This is a genomic window from Novosphingobium sp. (assembly GCF_037133355.1).
Classification (GTDB): domain Bacteria; phylum Pseudomonadota; class Alphaproteobacteria; order Sphingomonadales; family Sphingomonadaceae; genus Novosphingobium.
This window is the reverse complement of the sequence record NZ_JBAXOI010000004.1, coordinates 118,284-135,964: the sequence shown is the minus strand read 5'-3', so window position 1 is coordinate 135,964 and position 17,681 is coordinate 118,284. Positions and strand designations below refer to the sequence as shown.

Annotated in this window: 16 protein-coding genes; 12 read left to right on the top strand and 4 right to left on the bottom strand. The window is 65.4% G+C overall.

Annotated features, from left to right (window positions below):
• Positions 1-9: 9 nt before the first annotated feature.
• From WCL10_RS06070 to WCL10_RS06060, 3 genes are all read left to right on the top strand, one after another.
• Positions 10-954, top strand: coding sequence for a metal-dependent hydrolase (locus WCL10_RS06070; protein WP_336894836.1), 945 nt, complete (start codon positions 10-12; stop codon positions 952-954).
• Positions 955-1,011: 57 nt separating this feature from the next.
• Positions 1,012-2,376 carry a deoxyribodipyrimidine photo-lyase gene (locus WCL10_RS06065; RefSeq protein WP_336894738.1) on the top strand — a complete coding sequence of 455 codons (1,365 nt, stop codon included), beginning with the start codon at positions 1,012-1,014 and terminating at the stop codon, positions 2,374-2,376.
• A 61-nt stretch (positions 2,377-2,437) separates the two neighbouring features.
• Positions 2,438-3,709, top strand: coding sequence for a cyclopropane-fatty-acyl-phospholipid synthase family protein (locus WCL10_RS06060; RefSeq protein ID WP_336894737.1), 1,272 nt, complete (start codon positions 2,438-2,440; stop codon positions 3,707-3,709).
• Between the two features lie 41 nt (positions 3,710-3,750).
• Here WCL10_RS06060 and WCL10_RS06055 read toward each other — a convergent pair whose 3' ends face one another.
• The 3 genes from WCL10_RS06055 to purF form a co-directional block, all read right to left on the bottom strand.
• Positions 3,751-4,113 carry a PilZ domain-containing protein gene (locus tag WCL10_RS06055; protein ID WP_336894736.1) on the bottom strand — a complete coding sequence of 121 codons (363 nt, stop codon included), beginning with the start codon at positions 4,111-4,113 and terminating at the stop codon, positions 3,751-3,753.
• Positions 4,114-4,181: 68 nt separating this feature from the next.
• On the bottom strand, positions 4,182-4,937 hold the full coding sequence (locus WCL10_RS06050; RefSeq protein WP_336894735.1) for an SDR family NAD(P)-dependent oxidoreductase: 756 nt from the start codon (positions 4,935-4,937) through the stop codon (positions 4,182-4,184).
• On the bottom strand, positions 4,934-6,424 hold the full coding sequence (gene purF, locus WCL10_RS06045; protein WP_336894734.1) for an amidophosphoribosyltransferase: 1,491 nt from the start codon (positions 6,422-6,424) through the stop codon (positions 4,934-4,936). Before purF ends, WCL10_RS06050 begins: the two co-directional genes overlap by 4 nt.
• 173 nt (positions 6,425-6,597) lie before the next feature.
• Between purF and WCL10_RS06040 the strand changes: the two genes are divergently transcribed.
• From WCL10_RS06040 to WCL10_RS06005, 8 genes are all read left to right on the top strand, one after another.
• A complete protein-coding gene (locus WCL10_RS06040; RefSeq protein WP_336894733.1) occupies positions 6,598-7,839 on the top strand; it encodes a lipoprotein-releasing ABC transporter permease subunit in 1,242 nt (413 codons plus the stop codon).
• On the top strand, positions 7,832-8,539 hold the full coding sequence (locus WCL10_RS06035; protein WP_336894732.1) for an ABC transporter ATP-binding protein: 708 nt from the start codon (positions 7,832-7,834) through the stop codon (positions 8,537-8,539). The genes WCL10_RS06040 and WCL10_RS06035 overlap by 8 nt, the downstream gene beginning before the upstream one ends.
• A 221-nt stretch (positions 8,540-8,760) precedes the next feature.
• Positions 8,761-9,249, top strand: coding sequence for a glutathione peroxidase (locus WCL10_RS06030; protein WP_336894731.1), 489 nt, complete (start codon positions 8,761-8,763; stop codon positions 9,247-9,249).
• 167 nt (positions 9,250-9,416) lie between these two features.
• Positions 9,417-13,010, top strand: coding sequence for a DNA polymerase III subunit alpha (gene dnaE, locus WCL10_RS06025; RefSeq protein WP_336894730.1), 3,594 nt, complete (start codon positions 9,417-9,419; stop codon positions 13,008-13,010).
• Positions 13,011-13,038: 28 nt separating this feature from the next.
• On the top strand, positions 13,039-14,643 hold the full coding sequence (locus tag WCL10_RS06020) for a long-chain fatty acid--CoA ligase (protein ID WP_336894729.1): 1,605 nt from the start codon (positions 13,039-13,041) through the stop codon (positions 14,641-14,643).
• Between the two features lies 1 nt (position 14,644).
• Entirely contained in the window at positions 14,645-15,073 is a 429-nt protein-coding gene (locus WCL10_RS06015) for a DUF1330 domain-containing protein (RefSeq protein WP_336894728.1), read from the top strand.
• Positions 15,070-15,390, top strand: a complete 321-nt coding sequence (locus WCL10_RS06010) for a YbjQ family protein (RefSeq protein ID WP_336894727.1) — start codon at positions 15,070-15,072, stop codon at positions 15,388-15,390. The genes WCL10_RS06015 and WCL10_RS06010 overlap by 4 nt, the downstream gene beginning before the upstream one ends.
• Complete coding sequence (locus tag WCL10_RS06005; RefSeq protein WP_336894726.1) at positions 15,387-15,698, top strand: hypothetical protein; 312 nt, start codon at positions 15,387-15,389, stop codon at positions 15,696-15,698. Before WCL10_RS06010 ends, WCL10_RS06005 begins: the two co-directional genes overlap by 4 nt.
• Before the next feature lie 50 nt (positions 15,699-15,748).
• Here WCL10_RS06005 and WCL10_RS06000 read toward each other — a convergent pair whose 3' ends face one another.
• Positions 15,749-16,831: a PA0069 family radical SAM protein gene (locus tag WCL10_RS06000; RefSeq protein WP_336894725.1), complete on the bottom strand. Its 1,083-nt coding sequence runs from the start codon at positions 16,829-16,831 to the stop codon at positions 15,749-15,751.
• A 151-nt stretch (positions 16,832-16,982) separates the two neighbouring features.
• Here WCL10_RS06000 and WCL10_RS05995 point away from each other — a divergent pair, with 151 nt between their 5' ends.
• Positions 16,983-17,678 (top strand): hypothetical protein, encoded by a 696-nt coding sequence (locus WCL10_RS05995; RefSeq protein ID WP_336894724.1) that lies wholly within the window; start codon positions 16,983-16,985, stop codon positions 17,676-17,678.
• The last annotated feature ends 3 nt before the right edge of the window (positions 17,679-17,681 follow it).

Genomic DNA, 17,681 nt, shown 5'->3' with positions numbered 1-17,681 from the left:
GAGCAGCGTCTGGACAATCTGACTCACAGCCTCGTCGGCTGGGCGCTCGCTGAAACGGGCCTCAAACACCGAACTCGCAAGGGGCTCGCGGCCGCCGTGCTGGCAGCGAACCTGCCCGATATCGATGTGGTGTTTGGCTGGGTGCCATGGGCCCCATTGGCAACCCACCGGGGTTTTACGCATGGACTGATCGGCGGTGTGCTGGTGCTGCCCCCGCTGCTGGCGGGGATGCTGTGGCTGCTTGACCGGCGGAAGGCCCGGCTCGGCGGTTTCGCTGCCGATACGCCTCCAATGCGCTTTGGTTGGCTTCTGGCGATCACCTTTCTTGCCGCGCTGACTCATCCGCTGCTTGATTTGCAGAACGTCTATGCGGTGCAACTGTTGTCTCCCTTCAGCGAGCGCTGGTTCCACACCGATGGCCTGTTCATTGTCTCACCGTGGCTGCTGGCAATGCAGGGCCTGGGCATCTGGGCGGCCCGGCGCAAGGCTTCCGGTACCCCGGCAGTCGCAGGTCTTGTTGCAAGTATGGCGTTCATCGCCTTGAATATCGGCATTTCATCACTGACCTGGCAGGCGCCTCGCAGCGACGCACCCTATGCCAAGCCCGACCGAGTCTTCGCCTCGCCCGAGCCGCTGGCGTTCTGGCGCCGCGATGTGATGTGGCGCGAGCGCGGGGCGATTGCCTTTGGCACTTACGATCCGCTGCAGAGGCTCACCGGTTTAACTGGGTTCGGCAATCCGGTGCCCGACAACATGACCGATCCGCGCGTCGTGGCGGCAAAGGGCGCAACCCCGCATGTCCGCCGCTTCCTCGCATGGTCGCAATTGCCGATGGCGCATCTGGAGGAGGCCGGCTCGTGCACCCGCGTCACGTTCGGCGATGCCCGCTTTACCGGCCCGGCGCTGGCCCGCAATTTCAGTGTTTCCGCGAGCGACTGCGGCGAGGGTGATTGACGGCGTGCCCGAATGGTCAGGTGCCGCGCAGGCCCTCGCGCGGTGCAGAGCAGCGGTATGACCGAACCCTCCATCGTCTGGCTGCGCCGCGATCTGCGCCTTGCCGATCAGGCTGCTTTTGCCGCTGCAGCAGCTGCCGGGCCGGTGATCCCGGTCTATGTGCTCGATGACGAGACACCCAAACACCGCCGCATGGGAGCGGCCTCACGCTGGTGGCTGCACCATAGCCTTGCGAACCTTGATGCCGACCTCAGGGCGAGAGGCTCGCGGTTGATCCTGCGGCGGGGGCGCTGTGAGCAGGTTCTGGCGGACCTCGTACGCGAGACGGGGTCTAGCACAGTCCACTGCCTGCGCCATTACGAGCCTTGGTGGCGCAATGCCGAGCGTGCGGTGGGCGAAGCGCTAACGCTCCAGCGTCATGACGGCAATTATCTCGCCCCGCTGGGTTCGGTAACTACGGGGAGCGGCCAGCCCTACAAGATCTATACGCCTTTCTGGCGCGCGCTTGACGCACGCATGCCGCCCGCAGCGCCGGTCCCGGCGCCGGCCCGGATCCCCGCGCCGGAAGCGTGGCCTGCCTCTGAAAGCCTTGTCGACTGGAACCTCCTACCCACCACGCCCGATTGGGCAGGCGGCATGCGTGCCGAATGGATACCGGGCGAGGCAGGAGCCGCCGCGCGCCTCGAGGCCTTCCTGCCGCGTGCAAAAGCTTATGCGGAGCGCCGCAATCTGCCGTCGGTCCCCGGCACCTCGCGCCTCTCGCCGCACCTGCACTTCGGCGAGATTTCGCCCGGAGCCGTTTGGCATGCGGCGATGACCCGTGGCGGCTCGGTCGGCACGTTCCTCGGCGAACTGGGTTGGCGCGACTATGCCCAGAACGTGATCTTCCAGCTGCCCGACTATGCCGGAAAGCCCGCGCGCGAGGGCTTCGCCGGCTTCCCTTGGCGCGAGGACCCGGCGGGGCTCAAGGCCTGGCAGCAAGGCAGAACCGGTTACCCCATCGTCGATGCAGGAATGCGCGAGCTGTGGGCAACGGGCTGGATGCACAACCGCGTGCGGATGATTACGGCGAGCTTCCTCATCAAGCACCTCCTGATCGACTGGCGCGAGGGTGAGCGCTGGTTCTGGGATACGCTCGTCGATGCCGACTACGGCTCGAACGCGGTCAACTGGCAGTGGAGCGCGGGCACCGGAGTCGATTCCAACATGTTCGTGCGGATCATGGCGCCGCTCAGCCAGTCGCCCAAGTTCGATGCGGCGGCCTATATCCGCCAGTGGGTGCCCGAACTGGTCCACCTCGACGATACGCGCATCCATGATCCCGAGGTGCGCCCTCGAGCCTACCCACCAAGGATCGTCGGCCATGCCGAGGCGCGGGCACGGGCTTTGGCGGCTTATACCGCGTGGAACGAGCGCAGTTAGACTTGGGACAAGTGGCGTCATTCGGTTGCTCTCGCTCCCGGTTCGCGCCATATCCTCGGGCATGAATGCGCATGTGCCCGGACGGGGCGGGCATCTCATCGCGGGCGGCAAGCCCCTCGCCAGCACGGGCGGCAGGCTCACGCGCCTGTTTGCCGGGCCCATTGGGCGCATTCTCGATCGTATCGACGCTGGCCTTGCCCAGGGATCGCTGATCGCGCACTTCCCGGGCGGACTGACGCGGCTGCTCGGCGGACGGGGCGATGGGCCTGCGGCGCAAGTCACCGTGCACGATTGGCGTGCGGTGGTGCGGCTAGTGACCAGCGGCTCGGTCGGCTGCTATCAGGGCTACGAGGCAGGCGAGTGGGACAGCCCCGATCCGGTGCTGCTGTTCACCTTGTTCGTGCGCAATGCGGCAACGCTGGGCGATACCGCGCGGGCCAAAGGGCTCTGGCGGCTCGGCGCACGGCTGCTCCACAGCCTGCGCCGCAACAGCCGCGGTCGCGCCGCGCGCAACATTTCAGCGCATTACGACCTCGGCAACGATTTCTACGCGCTTTGGCTCGATCCTACGATGAGCTATTCGGCTGCCTGCTGGGACGGCCTTCCCGCCGGAGCTTCGCTTGAAGACGCGCAGCGCGGCAAGGTGGACCGCATGGCCGAACGGCTCGCGCTCCAGCCCGGCGACAAGGTGCTCGAGATCGGCTGCGGGTGGGGCTACATGGCGCGCCGCATTGCCGAGCGGCACAAGGTCGGCGTCACCGCGATCAGCCTTTCGGAACCCCAGCTCGCCTGGGCCCGCGTGCAGGCCGCGGAGCAGTCGCTGCCGGGGCTGGAATACCGGAGACAGGACTACCGCGATGTCGAGGGCGTGTTCGATGCCGTCGTCAGCACCGAGATGGTCGAGGCGGTCGGCCGCGAGTGGTGGCCGACCTACCTTGCCTGCATTGCTCGCGCGCTGAAGCCGGGCGGCCGCGCCGCGCTGCAGTACATCGCGATCCGCGACGACCTGTTCGAGGCCTATGCCCGCAGCGCCGATTTCATCCAGACCTACATCTTCCCCGGCGGCATGCTGCTCAGCGTCAGCGAGTTCCGCCGCCTGGCCGCCGAGCGCGGGCTGGAATGGGCTGACCAGACCGACTTCGCCGCAGACTATGCCCGCACCCTGCGGCTGTGGCGCGAGGCTTTCGACCGCGCGGTGGAAGGGGGGCAGCTGCCGGCCGGGTTCGATGCCCGCTTCGTTCGGCTCTGGCGGTTCTATCTGATGTATTGCGAGGCCGGCTTTGCTGGCGGAGGGATAACCGTCAGCCAGGTCACACTCCTCAAGCAGACTTGAGGTTCGTTGAAAGATTTTAATAAAATCTTTACGAATCGTCCTCACGCAACCGGGCGGTAGACCCCATCGCCGCGATAGCGCTGAAGGATGTTGTCGTGGATGATCGGGCTCAAAAGGCTCGCGAAAGCGCAGCCGACCTGGCCGCGCTGCCACCAGACCACCTCGCTCTGCAGCGATTCCAGCCCTGGCAGGGTGAGCCAGCAGATCGTGCCGACATGCATGCGGTTGAGTGCCGTCGCGGAGAACCCGCCGAGCGAGAGATCGTGCACCACCGTGTGGAAACCCTTGGCACCCGTGGGCCTCAGGCTTGCCGGGATATTGACTTTGCTGCGCGGCGCACAGCGGTCTTCCTGAGTTGCCAGGTAGTAGGCTTCGTTGGCGTAAGGATCCCAGTCCTTGTGCATGGCGATTGTCCTGAGCCGAGTCGCGATCCCCGCTCGGGAACGCCTCACCAGACTATCGCCAGACGCGTTTAACCCGGTGTTAGAACCTTTGGTTCGCGGGGCTGGTTAATTGATTCCCGATGTGGGCTGGCAAACGATTCACCAAGCAGGTGGACGATGTGATCCGCCACGACTTCGGGCGGCTTCACGCTTGTCGGATCTTCGCCGGGATAGGCCTTGGCGCGCATCGCTGTCCGCGTCGCGCCGGGATCCAGAATCGCAACCCGGATCGCCGAGATCGCGCGGACTTCCTGGGCATAGGCATCGAGCAGGTTCTCGAACGCCGCCTTGGTCGCGCCATAGGCACCCCAGTAGGCGCGGGGCCGCGCAGCGACACTGGAAGTCACCCCGATCACCCGCGCGTCGGTGCTCTTCTTGAGCATGGGATCAAAGCCCGCGATCAGCGACTGGGTCGCCAGCACGTTGAGCGTCATGGCCCGGCTGAGGTCCTTGGGCTCGATCTGCCAAACGGGTGTCAGCGTCGGCAGCACGGCGGCGTTGATCACCAGAATATCAAGCGCGTCCCAGCGCCGGCCGATTGCGGCGGCGAGGCGGGCGATACCGTCGGGTTCGGCAAGGTCTACGGGTGCGATCGTGGCGCTGCCGCCGGTCTCGTAGATTGCCTGCTCGACGCCTTCGAGGTCCTTGCCCGCGCGCGCTGTCAGGATCACATGCGCGCCCGCTGCGGCCAGCGCCTTGGCGGTTGCCGCGCCGATCCCGCGGCTTGCGCCGGTAACGAGAGCGAGCTGGCCGGTGAGCGGCTTGTTGTTCACGGCCTCGCTCATGCCACCTTGTCCACGGCAAGCGGCAACTGGCCCGCGCCGTCACGCTCGGCAAGGTCGGTCAGCCGGGTAGGGTATTCGCCGCTGAAGCAGGCGTCGCAGTATTGCGGACAGGACGCATTGCGCTGCGCCTCGCCCACCGCGCGGTAAAGGCCGTCGATCGAAACGAAGGCAAGGCTGTCGGCATGGATGAAATGGGCCATGGCATCGACATCCATGCGCGCGGCAAGCAGCTTGGAGCGTTCGGGCGTATCGACGCCATAGAAGCAGGAATGCTCGGTCGGCGGGCTGGCGACGCGGAAATGCACCTCGCGTGCGCCGGCATCGCGCATCATCTGGACGATTTTCATCGAGGTGGTGCCGCGCACGATCGAATCGTCGATCAGCACGATGCGCTTGCCCGCCACCAGCGCGCGGTTGGCGTTGTGCTTGCGCTTCACATCGGCATGGCGCGCGCCGTCCGAAGGCTGGATGAAGGTGCGGCCGACATAGTGCGAACGGATGATGCCGAGTTCGAAAGGAATGCCCGACTGGTTGGCGTAGCCAAGCGCCGCCGGAACGCCGCTGTCAGGCACCGGGATCACGAGATCGGCATCGATGGCTGATTCCCGCGCCAGCTCGGCGCCGATCGCCTTGCGCACTTCATAAACCGAGCGGCCGCCCATCAGCGAATCCGGGCGGCTGAAATAGACGTGCTCGAAAATGCACGGGCGCGGGCTCGTCTGGCCGAAGGGGTGGTGGCAGCGGATCTCGCCGTCATGCCCCACCTGGATGAGTTCGCCCGGTTCGACCTCTCGCACAAGATCGGCGCCGATCACGTCGAGCGCCACGGTCTCGCTCGCGAAAACCACCGCATCGCCCAGCTTGCCCATGACCAGCGGGCGGATGCCCAGCGGATCGCGGCAGGCGATCATGCCCTCGTTGGTGAGGCAGATCAGCGAATAGGCGCCTTCGACAAGGCGCAACGCATCGATGAAGCGGTCGAGCAGGGTTGGATAGCGGCTCGTCGCGACGAGGTGGATGATCACCTCGGTGTCCGATGTCGACTGGAAGATCGCGCCCTTGCCGACAAGGTCGCGCTTCAGGGTCATCGCGTTCGAGATATTGCCATTGTGCGCGATGGCAAAGCCGCCGGTGGCAAGATCGGCGAACAGCGGCTGCACATTGCGCAGGCCCGAACCGCCGGTGGTCGAATACCGCACGTGGCCTGCCGCCATCGTGCCGGGCAGTTCGGCAATCGCCTGACCGCTCGAGAAATTCTGCGCGACATGGCCAAGGCCCCGGCGCGAATAGAACTCCTGCCCGTCGAAACTGGTGATCCCCACCGCTTCCTGGCCGCGGTGCTGCAGCGCGTGCAGCCCCAGCGCGGCGATGGCAGCGGCATCACGCGCGCCGAGCACGCCGAAAATGCCGCATTCTTCGCGCAGCTTGTCGCCATGCTCATCGAAAAAGGGATGGGCCGCGCCGCAAAGGGGATCGGTGAAGTTCATGGGCGTTCCGGGTTCTGCGCTGCGGCGCCTGTGCCAGCGCCTTCCCGCGCCATGTGGCGAGCTTTGGGGCGTAACGCAAGTGTCTCGGAAGCGGCGTTCCGCCCCGTGCTCACGGTTGCCACGCCCGGCACTTGCGCCTAGATGGCGGCACGCATGCACAAGAGAGCCCCCACTTGATCCTCTCGCCCTTCGAATGGACCATCGCCAAGCGCTACATGCTGCCGGGCCGGGGCGAGGCATTCATTGCCATGGTCGCAGGCATCAGCCTTGTCGCGGTCATGCTCGGCGTTGCGGCGCTGGTCATCGTGATGAGCGTGATGAACGGCTTTCGCGCCGAACTGCTCGACAAGATCGTCGGGCTCAATGGCCACGCGATCATTCAGGCCTATGGCGGGCGGCTAGACGATTGGCAGGACATCCTGAAGCGGGTTGAAGCCACACCAGGAGTCACCCGCGCCACGCCGCTGATCGAGCAGCCGCTGCTTGCCACCTTCAACGGCCGGGTCGAGGCGATTTTGGTCCGAGGCAACACCTCGGCGGATATCAAGCGGCTCGAAGCCAAGCGCGTCGTCGGCAACTTCGCCGAACTCCGTCCCGGTTCGACCAATGTTGCGATCGGTTCGCGCCTTGCCGAAAGCCTCGGCGCGCAATTGGGCGACACGATCACGATCATCAATCCGCAAGGGCGCGCCACTCCGTTTGGCACCGTGCCGCGCCAGATCGGCTACCGGGTCGCGGCGATCTTCGAGATCGGCGTCTATGATTACGATCAGGCCTATGTCGTCATGCCGATTGCCGACGCGCAGACGCTGCTGCTGACGGGCGACACCATCGGCATGATCGAGGTGACGACCACCGACGCCGATACCGCCGCGCAGACGCTCGCGCCGATCAAGCAGTCGCTGGCAGGCCGCGCGCAAGTGACCGACTGGAAGACGATCAACGCCAGCCTCTTCGAGGCATTGGCGGTCGAACGGGTGGCCATGTTCGTGGTGCTTTCGATCATCGTGCTCGTAGCGGTGTTCAATATCCTCTCCTCGCTGATCATGCTGGTGCGCGCCAAGACGCGCGACATCGCGATCCTGCGCACCATGGGGGCCACCCGCACGAGCCTGCTCAAAGTCTTCGTCACGATCGGCTTCGTGATCGGCGCGCTGGGCACGGCGGTCGGGTTGGGGCTTGGCCTGGTGTTCCTCTACTTCCGCCAGCAGGTCGTGAACGGCGTGGAGCTCCTGACCGGCCAGCCATTGTGGGATCCGCAGATTCGCTTCCTCACCGAACTGCCCAGCCGCAGCGATCCGATCGAGATCACCGTGATCTGCATTATGGCGCTCGTGCTCAGCTTCCTCGCGACACTCTATCCGGCGCTCGCGGCGGCGAGCACCGATCCGGTGCAGGTGCTGCGTTATGAATGATCCGGACGAGCCGACGTTGTTCGACGCCCTGCCGCCCTTCGTTCGCCTTGAGGGCTTGAAGCGCAGCTTCAGCCAGGGCGAGGAGACGATCGAGGTCCTGCGCGGCATCGATCTTGCCATCCGGCCCGGTGAGATCGTGGCGCTGCTCGGGCCTTCGGGTTCTGGCAAATCGACCATGCTCCAGGCGGTCGGTCTGCTCGAAGGCGGGTTTACCGGCAGGATCGAGATTGCCGGGATCGAGGCGAGTGCGCTTTCGGCGGATGCACGCACTGCGCTGCGCCGCGATCACCTCGGCTTCGTCTACCAGTTCCACCACCTGCTGCCCGATTTCAACGCGACCGAAAACGTCGTCCTGCCGCAGCTGATCGCGGGCAAGTCGGCCGCGCAGGCGAAGGCGCGGGCCGAGGAACTGCTCGCCGCGCTCGGCCTCGGCCACCGCCTGACGCACCGGCCGAGCCAGCTTTCGGGCGGCGAGCAGCAGCGCGTCGCCGTCGCCCGCGCGCTCGCCAATCGCCCTGGCCTCGTGCTGGCGGACGAGCCCACCGGCAATCTTGACGAAGCGACCGCCGACAAGGTGCTCGGCGAGTTCCTCAAGCTGGTGCGCGGCGAGGGCAGTTCGGCGCTGGTCGCGACGCACAACGAGCGCCTCGCGCTGCGCATGGACCGTGTGGTGCGGCTGCACGAGGGTTTGCTCGCCTGATTACCCCTCCGTCAGCCCCGCGGGCTGCCACCTCCCCGTTTGGCCCTTCGACAAGCTCAGGGCAAAACAGGGAGGGTCAAAACGGTCCTCCCCATTTTTGCGCAGCCCAAACGGGGAAGGGGACCGCCGCGAAGCGGTGGTGGAGGGGTGAAGAGCGCGCCCCTTGATCCCCGCGCGCGCCCGTGCGAGCCTGCGCACAAAGCACATCAGGGAGCCCGCGCATGACCAGCCCGCAGACCATCGCCGATTTCACCGTCAAGATGCCCGGCGGCAAAGAAATGAACCTCGCCGACAAGGCCGGCAAGGTGCTCCTCGTCGTCAACACCGCCTCCAAGTGCGGCTTCACTCCGCAGTACGACGGACTCGAGGCACTGTGGCGCAAATACGGCGAGCGCGGCTTTGAAGTCCTGGCGTTCCCCTGCAACCAGTTCGGCGGGCAGGAGCCGGGCACGGCGGACGAAATCGAGAGCTTCTGCAAGGTCAATTTCGGCGTGAGCTTCCCGCTCATGTCCAAGATCGAAGTCAACGGCGCCAATGCCGACCCGCTTTACCAGTGGCTGAAACAGAAGGCTCCCGGCGTGCTCGGCACCAAGGGCATCAAGTGGAACTTCACCAAGTTCCTGATCGGCCGCGATGGCAAAGTCGTGCGCCGCTATGGCCCGACGGACAAGCCGGAGAAGCTGGAGAAGGATATCGAGGCGCTCCTTTAAGTCAAACACACCCACATCCGTTCGTGTCGAGCGAAGTCGAGACACCAGGCGCTGCGTGTGGTGTCTCGACTTCGCTCGACACGAACGGGAGGAGAGAGGGTTTTTCCCGGTTGATAATGCCCCTCTCAACCCTCGCAGAATCACCCCCCGCGCCCTAACCTGATGCGATGCCCCACGCCCCCTTCGTCCCGCTGCGCATCTTTTCCTCCTACACGATGCTCGACGGCGCGATCGATCCCAAGGCGATTGCCAAGACGGCGGCGGAGCGGGGGTTTCCGGCGATTGCCATCACCGATCGCAACGGGCTTTATGGCAGCGTCGCCTTTGCCAAGGCCTGCTTCGATGTGGGGGTGCAGCCGATCATCGGCACCATGCTTGCGGTCGCGCGGCCCGCGCGGGAAGGGGCGGCTCCTACCGGCTTCGGCGCCGGCGCGCCCACCATCGACTGGCTCGCGCTCTATGCGCAGGATGCCAAGGGCTATGACAACCTCTGCCACCTCGTCAGCCGCGCCCACTTGGCGCGGCCGGTCGAATTCGCGCCGCATGTGCCGCTGGCCGAGCTTGAGGGTCACAGCGAGGGCCTACTCTGCCTGACCGCCGCCGGGGAGGGGGCGCTGGCCCGCCTGCTCGCCGATGGCCAGCAAAGCGCGGCAGAGGCCTATCTCGCCGGGCTGGAAGCGCTTTTGCCCCAGCGGCTCTACATCGAACTCGCCCGGCGCGGCGATCCTGCCGAAATGGCCGCCGAAGCGGCGCTGATCGATCTCGCCTACGCCCGCGATCTGCCGCTCGTCGCGACCAACCCCGCCAGCTTCGCCGAACGCGCGTTCTACGATGCGCATGATGCCATGCTCTGCATCGCAAGCTCGACCCACGTCGATTCCGCCGATCGTCCGCGCTCCTCCAAGGAATGGTGGATCAAGCCGGCGCCGATGATGGAGGAAATTTTCGCGGACTGCCCCGAAGCGCTCGCCAACACGCTTGTCGTCGCGCAGCGCACCGCGTTCAAGCCGCCCAAGCGTAGCCCGATCCTCCCCAGCCTTGCCGGCGACAAGGAAGGCGAGGCGCGGATGATGGCGGCGGACTCGCGCCATGGCCTCGTCGCGCGGATGAAGCCTTATTATCCTGAGGCCGTCTGGGACGAGCTGGTCGAGGCGCTGACGTGCCCGGTTGAAGACCTGGACGCGAAGACCTTCGAGGGGCTCAAGGCCGCTGACCATTGGGACGAGGTAAAGCAATACCGCGACCGGCTCGAATTCGAGATCAACATCATCAACCGCATGGGCTTCGGCGGCTACTTCCTGATCGTGGCCGACTTCATCAAGTGGGCCAAGGAACAGGGCATTCCGGTGGGGCCGGGGCGCGGATCGGGCGCGGGCTCGCTGGTAGCTTGGGCGCTCACCATCACCGATCTCGATCCGATCAAGCTCGGCCTGCTGTTCGAACGCTTCCTCAACCCGGAACGCGTCTCGATGCCGGACTTCGATATCGACTTCTGCGAAACCCGGCGCGGCGAGGTGATCCGCTACGTCCAGCGGAAGTATGGCGACGATCACGTCGCGCAGATCATCACGTTCGGCAAGCTCAAGGCCCGCGCGGTGCTGCGCGATACGGGGCGCATCCTCCAGATGAGCTACGGGCAGGTCGACCGCCTGTGCAAGATGGTGCCCAACCACCCGACCGACCCCTGGCCGCTTCCGCGCGCGCTCAACGGCGTGGCGGACTTGAAGCGCGAATACGACCGCGATCCCGAAGTGCGACGCCTGATCGACTTGGCGATGCAGCTCGAAGGTCTGCCGCGCAACAGCTCGACCCACGCGGCGGGCGTGGTGATTGGCGACCGGCCACTGGCGCAGCTTGTCCCGCTTTACCGCGATCCGCGTTCGGACATGCCGGTCACGCAGTTCGACATGAAGTTCGTCGAGGAAGCGGGCCTCGTGAAGTTCGACTTCCTCGGCCTCAAGACGCTTTCCGTCTTGCGCAAGGCCGTCGATCTGATGGCGAGGCGCGGTATCCAGATCGATCTCGACCGCCTCGCCTGGGATGATGCGCAGGTCTACAAGCTGCTCCAGTCGGGCGATACCGTCGGCGTGTTCCAGCTGGAATCCGAAGGCATGCGCCGCACCCTCGCGGCGGTAAAGCCCACCAACTTCGGTGACATCATCGCGCTCGTCTCGCTTTACCGCCCGGGCCCGATGGATAACATCCCGCTGTTCGGCCGCCGCAAGAACGGGCTTGAGGAAATCGAGTACCCGCACGAGAAGCTCTCGGTCATTCTCGCCGAGACCTACGGCATCTTCGTCTATCAGGAACAGGTCATGCAGGCCGCGCAGATCCTGGCGGGCTATTCGCTGGGCGATGCAGACCTCTTGCGCCGCGCCATGGGCAAGAAAGTCCAGGCTGAAATGGACGCGCAGCGCCAGCGCTTTGTCGATGGCTGCCTCACCGTGTCCGGGATCGACGCCAAGAAGGCCAACGAGCTGTTCGACTTGATCGACAAGTTCGCCGGGTACGGCTTCAACAAGTCCCACGCCGCCGCCTATGCGCTGCTCGCCTACCAGACCGCCTGGCTCAAGACACACTACCCGCACGAATTCTACGCCGCCTCGATGTGCTTTGACATGCACCAGTCGGAAAAGCTCGCGGTCTTCGTCGACGACATGCGCCGTGCCGGCCTTGCGCTCTACGGGCCCGACATCAATCGCTCGGAGGCCGAGTTCACGGTCGAGCGGACCGAGGATGGCTATGCCGTGCGCTATGCGCTCGCGGGGCTTCGCAATGTCGGCGAGAAGGCGATGGAGGCCATCGTGGCCGAGCGCGAGGCGAACGGGCCCTATGCGAGCCTTGATGATCTGTTCCGCCGCCTGCCGGCCGGCGCGATGAACCGGCGCGGGCTTGAAGCCTTGGCCGCCGGAGGGGCATTCGATGCGCTGGAGCCAAACCGGGCGCAGATCACCGCCAATGCCGAATTGCTGATGGCGGTGGCCGATGAGGCGGTGCGTTCGCGCACTTCGGGTCAGGCCGGGCTGTTCGGCGCGGAGGATCACGCCGTGCCCGCCACCCGCCTTGCCGAAACGCCGCCATGGTCGCGCGCCGATCAGATGGCCGCAGAGCGTGATACATTCGGCTTCTATTTCGCCGCGCATCCCGTCACCGAATACCGCGCGGTCGCTTCCGCCAATGGCGCGCGGACTTATGGCAGCCTGATGAGCGGGGAAGGCGACCCGGCGGGCAGCCGCACCGGTGCGGTCATGGCAGCGCTTGTCGAAGGGGTGAACCGGCGCAAGACCAAGAAGGGCAGCGACTTCATCGCCGCCGATTTCTCCGACAGCAGCGGCCAGTTCTCCGCTTCGTGCTTCGAGGAGGCCCTGGTCGAACCCTTCCAGCAATGGGCGCGCGAGGGGACCTGCGTGCTGCTCACAGTCGAGCTTGACCGGCCCAATCCGGACGAGCCGCCGCGCATCACCGTGCGCGGGGCGCGTCCGCTCGCCTCGGTCAGCAGTGCTGCACGGATGTTGCTGCGGCTCGACGTGACGCGGCCTGAGGCCATGTCCGAACTCGCGCTGCTGCTGCCGCGCGCCGAAGGGGCGAGGGGCGAAGTCATCGCCCGCCTTCGCACCGGCACCGTCCGCGAGCCCTGCCTGCGCCTGGGCGCGAACTTCGCGCTCGACAGCGATCTCATCGAGCGATTGATTCCGGTCGAAGGGCTTGCCAATGTAGCCCTGACCGCAAGGCCGGACCGGCACTTGCGGCTCGTCGAATAGAAAAAGCACAGAAACAGGGGAGTTTGGAATGCAGCTGGGCGCCATGCAGGATTGGTCCCTGCGCGTGACGCGTTTCATCGATCATGCCACGCGCGAACATGGCGGCCGCGAGATCGTCTCGCGTTGGGCCGATGGCAGCGAGACACGCACGACCTGGGCCGGCATTCGCCACGATGCGATGCGCATGGCGCAGAAGCTGGCGAAACTCGGGATCCAGCCAGGCGACCGCGTCGCCACCCTGGCGATGAACCATCACCGCCACCTCGTCACCTGGTACGGCGCAGTCGGCGTCGGCGGCGTGCTGCATACGATCAACCCGCGCCTGTTCGACGAACAGCTCGACTACATCGCCAACCACGCAGAGGACCGCGTGCTGCTGTTCGATGCGGCCTTCGCGCCGATTGTCGAGCGGATGAAACCGCGCTGGAAAACCATCGAACATTACATCTGTTTCGACAGCAGCGGCCCGGCCGAACACTTCGAGGACTGGATCGCGAGCGAGGACGGCCAAGGCGAATGGGCCGATGGCGACGAGCGCGATCCGTGCATGCTCTGCTACACCAGCGGCACGACCGGCAATCCCAAGGGGGTGCTCTACGAACACCGTTCTACCGTGCTCCATGCCATGGCCTGTATGACTACCGGCACATTCGGAATTGACTGCCGCACGGTGATGATGCCGATCGTGCCGATGTTCCATGCCGCCAGTTGGGGCCTGCCCTGGGCGGGGGCAGCGGCAGGCGCCAAGTTCGTTTACAGTGCGGTGAACGATGGCGGAGTGCTCCATGGCCTGATGGAGCGCGAGGGGGTTACGGCCTCGGCGGGCGTGCCGACCGTCTGGCTCAGCCTGCTCCAGCATATCGACGGGACCGGCAAGGATATTCCCGCCAGCCTCAAGATGATCGTCTGCGGCGGTTCGGCAATGCCGCGCGCGATGATCGAACGCTTCATGAAGAAAGGCCTGCGCGTCAGCCACGCCTGGGGCATGACCGAAACCTCGCCCATCGGCACCACCGGCACCGAGACGTGGAATTGGGACGAGCTTTCGTTCGAGGAACAGGTCACGATCAAGGCCATGCAGGGCCGCGTGCCCTTCGGCGTCGAGCTGCGCTGCGTCGATCTGGGCGATTACAGCAAGGTCCTCCCGCGCGACGGAAAGACCTCCGGCGCGCTGCAGGTACGTGGGCCGTGGGTGGTGAAGCGCTACTTCAAGGCCGAGGCCGATGCGACTGATGCCGAGCAGTGGTTCGATACCGGCGACGTTGCCGTGATCCATCCGGACGGCACGCTCCAGCTTACCGATCGCACCAAGGACGTGATCAAGTCGGGCGGCGAGTGGATCAGCTCGGTCGAGCTTGAGAACGCTGCTATCGGCTTCCCCGGCGTGGTCGAGGCGGCAGCGATCGGCATCTATCACCCGCGCTGGGACGAGCGGCCGCTGCTGGTCGTAGTCAAGAAGCCGGACGCCGATGTCTGCCAGGATGCGCTGCGCGAGTACCTGGCCGGTCATGTCGCAAAATGGTGGCTCCCCGATGCGGTCGCCTTCGTTGACGAAATCCCGCACACCGGCACGGGCAAGATCAGCAAGAAGGACCTGCGCGAGCAGTTCCGCGACTTCCAGTGGAGCGCCTGACATGGCTGAAGCCTATATCGACCCGAGCCGCGAGAATTTCGAGAAGTTCAAGGCACTGCCGCGCAATACCCCGATCCACATGCTCAACCTTGTCCGGTTTCGCGAACAGGCCGCCTATCCCGAAGGACATCCGCTTGCCGACAAGGGCCTGACCGGCGCCGAGGCCTACCGGGAATACATGCGCACGATCCAGCCCGTGCTGGAACGCGCCGGTGGCCACATCGTCTGGGCAGGCGGGTTCGAGGCGATGGTCACCGGGCCCGCCGAATGGGAATGGGACGAGACCTTCGTCATGGCCTATCCCGATGCCGCAAGTTTCATGGGCATGGTCAAGGATCCGGACTATGCTCCGGTCGTCGTCCACCGGCAGGCGGCGGTCGCCACATCGCGGCTTGTGCGCTTTGCCCCCAGAGAGAGCCTGACAGCATGATCGTATCGACAACCGAAGCCGTCGCCGGGCGCGAAGTGGCAGAATGCCTTGGTCAGGTGTTTGGTGTGGTGGTGCGCAGCCGGGGCATCGGCGGCAATATCGTCGCAGGCCTGCGTTCGATCATTGGCGGCGAAATCAAGGAATACACCGCGCTGGTCGAGGATACCCGCCGCCACGCGATCGACCGCCTGGTAATGAACGCCAGCCTGATGGGCGCTGATGCCGTGGTGATGATGCGCTTCGATTCCGGCTCGATCGGCCAGACGATGAACGAAGTGGTTGCCTATGGCACCGCTGTGAAGCTGAAGCCGCTGTGAGTCCTGGCGCGCGTCTAGCTGCGCTGGGCCTGGCTGCAGCCCTCGCGACCGGCGCATTGGCCCTGCTTGGCCTCGGTGGCGACAAAGGCAGCCCGATTGCCTATATGCTGGGGTTGCAAGCCGTGCTGATCGTGATCGGCACGGTGTTTGAAGCTCGCTATCGCGGACGGAAATCGGTTGCCGGAGCGCAGTGGCAACGCACCAGCGAGCGGGAAATCGACCACGAGACCGGCACGACTCTCGAAGTCTGGTTCGATCCGGTAACCGGCGAACGCCGCTACGTGCCGGCAGGTCAATTGCCGGGTTAGAGTTCGATGACAGGGGTTTGATCCACCTTGATCGGCCATGTCATCAGGCTCTAGAACAGCGCCAGTTGCCCGTCGCGGCTTGGCGGACGGAACTGGTTGCAATCCAGCACGGGCTTGGCCTGCGGTATCCCCGAGCGCTTCAGCCCCAACCGGAAGCGCGTGCGCACCAGCTCGGCCCAGACACCGGTGGGCTTCATCCGGCTGAAAAAGCGCGCGTCGTTGTCCTTGCCGCCGCGCACCGACTGGACAATGGCCATGACCTTGGCCGCCCGATCCGGGAAATGAACGCCCAGCCATTCGCGAAAAAGCGGCGCCACCTCGTGCGGCAGGCGCAGCATGATCCAGCTGGCGGAGGCTGCGCCGTGTGATCCCGCTTGCCTGAGGATCGCTTCGATAAAGTCGTCGGTAATCGCCGGGATGATCGGCGATACGGAGACATTGGTGTGAACGCCCGCCATGGCCAGCGCCTCGATTGCCGCCAGCCGCTTGGCCGGGGCCGAAGCGCGCGGCTCGAGCAGGCCGGAGAGCCTTGGATCAAGGCTCGTGACCGAAATCGAAACCGCCGTCAGGCCCCGCTCGGCCAGCTGTCGCAGCAAATCGAGGTCGTCCAGAACCCGCGCCGACTTGGTGGTGATCGTGACCGGATGCCCTGATTCCAGGCACAGCTCGAGCACCGCGCGCGTGATGCGGTAACGCGCCTCGATCGGCTGATAGGGGTCGGTGTTGGTGCCCAGCGCCAAGGGGGCAGGGCGGTAGTTCCGTCCCGCAAAGGCCTGCCGCAGCAGCGCGGGTGCGGAAGGCTTGGCAAAAAGCTTCGTCTCGAAATCCAGCCCGGGGGAAAGATCGTGCCAGGCGTGGGTAGGCCGCGCGTAGCAATAGACGCAGCCGTGCTCGCAGCCCCGATAGGGGTTTAGCGAGCGGTCAAACGGAATGTCGGGCGAGGTGTTGAACGAGAGCACCGATTTCGGTGCCTCCTCGGTCACGGTGGTGCGCAACTTGGGCCCGGGCCCATCGATCGCCTCGGCCACATCACGCCAGTCTCCATCAGCCTCGCGCGTGCTGAGGCCAAAGCGCGTCGGCACTCTGGCGGACTGGGCCCCGCGCCCGTGAACGATGGAATCGGATGTTCTCATGCGTTGGAACATAGATAGAACAAATGTGCGGTTCCAGCGTTTTTATCTGGATCGCCCCGCAGCCTCTCTCTCCATTTCGGGGGCGACTTTCATTGCCGGGCCGGGCCGGAGACGCTTGTCTTGGCTTTCACGACAGCGGGCGGAGCGCGCGATGGAAGACGGCTATCTGCACTACCAGGAACTCAAGGGCTGGGATGAGGCGCCCTTCATGCAGCCGTCGCGTGCCGATGCGCAGTTTTTCGCGCATTATCTGGGGCGTGCGGTCGATGCGGAGGCGCTGGTTGCTGAAGTGGGCTTCGGCAACGGCAACTTTCTGGGGTGGGCGTCAGCGCGGGGGGCGCGGGTCTTCGGCTCGGAAGTGCAAGCCGCCGCGCGCGATAAAGCACTTGCCGCAGGAGTGGGACTGCTGCCGCTCGATTTTGCCGCCTGGCCGGGCGTGCTTCCGGGCCGGCTGCGTGTTCTGGCCGCGATCGACGTGATGGAACATCTTACGCGAGAACAGAACATCGCGCTGCTGGCCGCCGCCGCCCGCCTGATCGAGCCGGGCGGCCTCTTGTTCCTGCGCTTTCCCAATGGGCAAAGCCCGCTTTCGCTGCCGATCCAGCATGGCGACCAGACGCATGTTTCGGTGCTTTCGGCCGCCATCGTCGAACAGCTGGCGCAGGGTCTGGCGCTCAGGGTTGAATATGCCGGCCGACCTTTCCGGCCCTATGCCGGCGGGCCGGTCGGACGTGCCGCGCGCAAGCTACAAGACCTCGTGCGCGGCGCTGCGGACCGGGCGATCCGCCTGATCTACGGCCCCCTTCAGATGCATGCCAATACCGTGATGGTACTGCGCCGCGCCTGAAGG

What these genes read in the sequence shown, in the direction of transcription:
- WCL10_RS06065 (WP_336894738.1), top strand. Translation starts at nt 1,012, where the DNA reads ATGACCGAACCCTCCATCGTCTGGCTGCGCCGCGATCTGCGCCTTGCC.
- WCL10_RS06060 (WP_336894737.1), top strand. Translation starts at nt 2,438, where the DNA reads ATGAATGCGCATGTGCCCGGACGGGGCGGGCATCTCATCGCGGGCGGC.
- WCL10_RS06055 (WP_336894736.1), bottom strand. Translation starts at nt 4,113, where the DNA reads ATGCACAAGGACTGGGATCCTTACGCCAACGAAGCCTACTACCTGGCA.
- WCL10_RS06050 (WP_336894735.1), bottom strand. Translation starts at nt 4,937, where the DNA reads ATGAGCGAGGCCGTGAACAACAAGCCGCTCACCGGCCAGCTCGCTCTC.
- purF (WP_336894734.1), bottom strand. Translation starts at nt 6,424, where the DNA reads ATGAACTTCACCGATCCCCTTTGCGGCGCGGCCCATCCCTTTTTCGAT.
- WCL10_RS06035 (WP_336894732.1), top strand. Translation starts at nt 7,832, where the DNA reads ATGAATGATCCGGACGAGCCGACGTTGTTCGACGCCCTGCCGCCCTTC.
- WCL10_RS06030 (WP_336894731.1), top strand. Translation starts at nt 8,761, where the DNA reads ATGACCAGCCCGCAGACCATCGCCGATTTCACCGTCAAGATGCCCGGC.
- dnaE (WP_336894730.1), top strand. Translation starts at nt 9,417, where the DNA reads ATGCCCCACGCCCCCTTCGTCCCGCTGCGCATCTTTTCCTCCTACACG.
- WCL10_RS06020 (WP_336894729.1), top strand. Translation starts at nt 13,039, where the DNA reads ATGCAGCTGGGCGCCATGCAGGATTGGTCCCTGCGCGTGACGCGTTTC.
- WCL10_RS06015 (WP_336894728.1), top strand. Translation starts at nt 14,645, where the DNA reads ATGGCTGAAGCCTATATCGACCCGAGCCGCGAGAATTTCGAGAAGTTC.
- WCL10_RS06010 (WP_336894727.1), top strand. Translation starts at nt 15,070, where the DNA reads ATGATCGTATCGACAACCGAAGCCGTCGCCGGGCGCGAAGTGGCAGAA.
- WCL10_RS06000 (WP_336894725.1), bottom strand. Translation starts at nt 16,831, where the DNA reads ATGAGAACATCCGATTCCATCGTTCACGGGCGCGGGGCCCAGTCCGCC.
- WCL10_RS05995 (WP_336894724.1), top strand. Translation starts at nt 16,983, where the DNA reads ATGGAAGACGGCTATCTGCACTACCAGGAACTCAAGGGCTGGGATGAG.